Below are 1,081 nucleotides of genomic sequence, written 5' to 3' on the forward strand. Positions count from 1 at the left end.
TTGGCTGCCCTTTTTCTAAATCCGTTCGGTCGCGGCTTATTCCAGCCCGGCTTTCTCGCGCAGCGCATCTATGCGCTTGGATGCTTCCGCCTTGCTGATATCCTCGGCGTAGGCATCTGGATCATGCGCCTTTTCCGACAGCGTCTTCAGGTACGAACGCTGGGCGCCAGTCATCGGCTCGTCACCCGTGACCCAATCGTCCGGGTCCTTTTCAGCGTTATCGGTCGGATGGTTCTTCGGGTTCAGCTCTTCTTCGTCGGCCATGTCATCACCTCGTGGTCTCGCCAAGAACAATGCGCGAACATGACCGTTGTTCCGAACGCTCCTTTATTCGTCCAGTCCGAGCTTTCGCCGCGCTTCCGCAGGAGACGCCGTCGTTTGAACCGGACGCGCGGGCTGTGCAGTGCCCTCACTGTTGGCGGCCTCTTCTTCAGGCGTCCTGGCCAGAGCGGGCTTCACCTCGGCACTCGCGGCCTGACGTCCATCGCCAGCTTCGGTTTGCAGCTTCTCGGGAGAGGATTCGCCCGGCAGGGCTGAGATCTCTCGCGAGCCATGCACCTCGATCCGGGCCTGCTCGTCCAGAGCGTCTGCCGGTGTCAGCGGTTCGCCGAGTGCGTCCTCCTCAACTGGATGCCCGCCATGAACAGGCAGTGCCCGATCTTCGTCAGGCGCGCGACTTGCCGGATCGTCCGTGGTCTTGGCGGCGAAGCTGATCACCGGCTCCATGCGGGCCAGCACCTCGTCAGGCAGCCAGCACAGGCTGCGATGGCCGTCGTCCAACTCGCGCAGGGGCGGCACCTGGGTTTCGCAGAGGTGATCGGGCACGAGAGACTTGTAGCGGCAGCGCGTCTGGAACGGGCAGCCGGTGGGCGGGTTCATGGCCGAGGGGATGTCGCCGTCCAGCACGATGTGCTTCTTCACCACGCTCGTGTCGGCGATCGGGATCGCGGACAGCAGCGCCTCGGTATAGGGGTGATAGGGTGGGGCGAAGATTTGGTCGGTGGTGCCCTGCTCCACGATATAGCCGAGATACATGACGACAACGCGGTCGGCGATGTAGCGGACCACGGACAGGTCGTGG

The 1,081-nt window shown here is 63.3% G+C and carries 2 protein-coding genes; both read right to left on the minus strand.

All coding sequences use genetic code 11. The features are described 5' to 3' along the window. Window positions 1-36: 36 nt before the first annotated feature. Window positions 37-264: a DUF3072 domain-containing protein gene (locus RTX98_RS09845; protein ID WP_312796294.1), complete on the minus strand. Its 228-nt coding sequence runs from the start codon at window positions 262-264 to the stop codon at window positions 37-39. A 63-nt stretch (window positions 265-327) separates the two neighbouring features. Continuing rightward, window positions 328-1,081: ABC transporter ATP-binding protein (locus RTX98_RS09850; RefSeq protein ID WP_312796296.1), on the minus strand; the 754-nt coding region annotated here is incomplete at its 5' end.

It is taken from the genome of Tianweitania sp. (assembly GCF_032053605.1).
Classification (GTDB): Bacteria; Pseudomonadota; Alphaproteobacteria; order Rhizobiales; family Rhizobiaceae; genus Tianweitania.

What these genes read in the sequence shown, in the direction of transcription:
- RTX98_RS09845 (WP_312796294.1), bottom strand. Translation starts at nt 264, where the DNA reads ATGGCCGACGAAGAAGAGCTGAACCCGAAGAACCATCCGACCGATAAC.